At 73.3% G+C, this 3066-nt stretch carries 3 protein-coding genes; 1 reads left to right on the top strand and 2 read right to left on the bottom strand.

Going from position 1 to position 3066, the window contains the following annotated elements; genetic code table 11:
* Positions 1-919 (bottom strand): protein kinase (locus G3I53_RS21030; RefSeq protein WP_164438650.1); only part of this gene is annotated, 919 nt, incomplete at its 3' end.
* A gap of 233 nt (positions 920-1152) precedes the next feature.
* Entirely contained in the window at positions 1153-1746 is a 594-nt protein-coding gene (locus G3I53_RS21025; protein ID WP_164332721.1) for a hypothetical protein, read from the bottom strand.
* Positions 1747-2075: 329 nt separating this feature from the next.
* Here G3I53_RS21025 and G3I53_RS21020 point away from each other — a divergent pair, with 329 nt between their 5' ends.
* Entirely contained in the window at positions 2076-2930 is an 855-nt protein-coding gene (locus G3I53_RS21020) for a bifunctional methylenetetrahydrofolate dehydrogenase/methenyltetrahydrofolate cyclohydrolase (RefSeq protein ID WP_164332720.1), read from the top strand.
* Positions 2931-3066 lie beyond the last annotated feature (136 nt).

Genomic DNA, 3066 nt, shown 5'->3' with positions numbered 1-3066 from the left:
GCGGCCGGGGCAGCCGCGGGCCGCGGGCCGGGCCGGCCGCCGCCTCCCGTACCCGGCGCAGCAGTTCGCCGCCGTCGACGCGCTCCTCGTGGGTGCGGGTCAGGCAGGCCCGGACGATGTCCCGCCAGGCGTCCGGGATCTCGGCGGACAGCCGCAGCTCGTCGGAGCCGCGCGCGTAGGCGGTGGCCGCGTCGCGGCGGAGCGCGGGGGTGGCGCCGGGCAGTGGGAAGGAGCCGGTGAGGACGAGGTGGGCGATGACCCCGAAGGCCCAGATGTCCGCCGAGGGACGGATCCGGTGCCCCCGCTCGTCGATCCGGGACCACAGCAGCTCGGGCGGCGTGTAGTCGGGGGTGGCGAAGGCCGGGGTGTAGGCGTGGGTGCCGTCGAGTTCGGCGGCCGTGTTGAAGTCGGCCAGCCGCACCGAACCGTCCGCCATCAGCAGCACGTTGGCGGGTTTCAGGTCGCCGTGCACCCAGCCCGCGCCGTGCAGCTGGGCGAGCCCCTCACAGATCTGGAGGAGGAGTCCGGGCCCCGCGCCGGGACGCGGCGCGTCGGCGAGCAGGGCGGCCAGGGAGCGCTCGGCCCGCTCCAGCACCAGGACGGTGGCGCCGTCGAGGGCGGGGCGGTCGGGGTCGTCGACGACGAGCGTCTCGTACATCCGGATCAGGCGTGGACGGCGCAGCCGCCGCAGCAGCTCCACCTCGCGCTCGGCGAGATCCCGCAGGTGGCTCACCTGGCGGGGCGTGGCCGTGCCGGTGGGCAGGAACTTCAGGGCGGCCGTGCGGGGCCGCGCATCGCCCCCGTCGGCCCGGCGGGCCGCGTAGACGCTGCCGAACGCGCCCGTGGCGATGGGCTCGCGCACCTCCCAATCGCCGATCCGGTACCCCTCGGGCACCGTCACGGCGTATCCCTGGCTCACCGGTGGCACGGGCACGGCCGCCCGGCTGTGCCCCGGATGCGCTGTCCTGCGTCCCCCGTGGCCGGCGGAGGTACGACGACGATGCGGTACAAGGCTGAGTCCCCCTGTGCCCTCCGGCTCCCCTCTTCCACCCTAGGACGCACGCACGGGGCCGTGCCTCCCTCGTAAGGGTGAGACACGGCCCCGTGCGGTGCCGCGCGGCGGGCGCGCGGCCCGGACGCGCGCTCCCGGCGTCAGAACTTGGGCCGGTTGAACCAGGCGGCGCCGTTCTTGTTGGCGCAGTACACGATGATCAGGATGCCGAGCACCAGGCTGATCAGCGCGAACACGTTGGGACTCAGCAGGCTGATCACGCTGAACAGCACCATGAACGAGGCGTAGACGATCGCGGAGACGCGCACACCGCCCCGGCCGGTGGCGAACTTGGCCGCGGTGACGATGGCCCACACGGCGAAGCCGATCACGAGCGCGCCGAAGACGATCATCACGCCCGCGCCGATGCTGGCCACCCGGTCGGCGTCCTCGGCGGAGATGGACGGGTCGTCGTTGGCGAGGTCCTCGAAGTACTCGGTGAACCAACTGGTGGCGAGCATCATGAACAGGCCGCCGATGACCTGGAATCCGCCCAGGACGTACAGCATGATGCGGGCGGCCTTCACGGTGCCGGGCATCGGCGTCTGCACGGGCGGCGGGCCGCCGTAGGCCGGGGCCGCCGGGTAGCCGTAGCCCTGCTGGGGGGTGCCGGGGTACTGGGGCGGCTGGCCGTAGCCCTGCTGGGGCTGCTGGGGCGGCTGCCCGTAGGGGTTGTTCGGGTCGCCGAAACTCATGGCGGTCCTTCCTCCGTTGTCGCTCGTGCGGGGACGACGCGTGCACGGCTCGGAGGAAGTCCTGTGGTTGCGGTCCGTCCCCCCGGTTCTGCCCGCGGCACTTCTGGGGTTCATCGTTCTTGACCTTTCTCTTACTTGTCCAGCCGCGTGCCGCAGGTGTTGTGCAAGTGCAACATCATCGATCTTGACCGGACCGGGGGCGGAACCCGTGCGGACCGGGGCGGGAGGACCCGGCCGCGGTCGCCCGATGCGCGTTCGCGGACGTTGCTGCCGCGGCGTGCTGCGGGCTGATTGGAACCGGGGGCCCGTCATCCGCGAGGATGGGGGGCATGACCGCCCAGATTCTCGATGGCAAGGCCACCGCAGCCGCGATCAAGACCGATCTGACCGCCCGCGTGGCGGCGCTGAAGGAGAAGGGGGTCACGCCCGGCCTCGGCACGGTCCTCGTGGGGGACGACCCCGGCAGCCAGAAGTACGTCGCCGGCAAGCACCGGGACTGCGCGCAGGTCGGGATCGCCTCCATCCAGCGCGAGCTGCCGGCCACGGCCACGCAGGACGAGATCGAGGCGGTCGTCCGGGAGCTGAACGAGGACCCGGCGTGCACCGGTTACATCGTCCAGCTGCCGCTGCCCAAGGGCATCGACGAGAACCGCATCCTCGAACTGATGGACCCGGACAAGGACGCCGACGGCCTCCACCCGATGAACCTCGGCCGCCTCGTGCTCAACGAGCCCGCGCCGCTGCCCTGTACCCCGAACGGCGTGCTGACCCTGCTGCGCCGCTACGGCGTGGAGATCAAGGGCGCCGAGGTCGTGGTCGTCGGCCGCGGTGTCACCATCGGCCGTCCGATGCCGCTGCTGCTGACCCGGCGCAGCGAGAACGCCACGGTGACCCAGTGCCACACCGGCACCCGTGACCTGTCGGCCCACCTCAGGCGCGCCGACATCATCGTGGCCGCCGCGGGCAGCGCGCACCTGATCCGGGCGGAGGACGTCAAGCCGGGGGCGGCCGTGCTGGACGTCGGTGTCTCCCGCAGCGCCGAGGGGAAGATCGTCGGCGACGTCCACCCCGACGTGGCGGAGGTGGCCGGCTGGATCTCCCCGAACCCCGGCGGCGTCGGCCCGATGACCCGGGCCCAGCTGCTGGTCAACGTGGTCGAGGCGGCGGAGCGCAGTGTCGGCTGAGCGGAGCACCCGGGACGGCGCCGAGGAGCGGGTGCGCGGCGACGCCGAGGCCGCGGCCGACGGTCCGGACGAGCCCCGGGACACGGAGGACGGCGGCGCCTCGGCCGGCCGTCCCGTCGCCGCGCGCGAGGAGGCG

This window comes from Streptomyces sp. SID14436 (assembly GCF_010548465.1).
Lineage (GTDB): Bacteria > Actinomycetota > Actinomycetes > Streptomycetales > Streptomycetaceae > Streptomyces.
Note: the sequence above shows the minus strand (reverse complement) of the source record. Positions and strands in the feature narration are given on the sequence as shown.

Excerpts from the sequence above, each read along its gene's own strand:
- G3I53_RS21025 (WP_164332721.1), bottom strand. The coding sequence starts at position 1,746 with ATGAGTTTCGGCGACCCGAACAACCCCTACGGGCAGCCGCCCCAGCAG.
- G3I53_RS21020 (WP_164332720.1), top strand. The coding sequence starts at position 2,076 with ATGACCGCCCAGATTCTCGATGGCAAGGCCACCGCAGCCGCGATCAAG.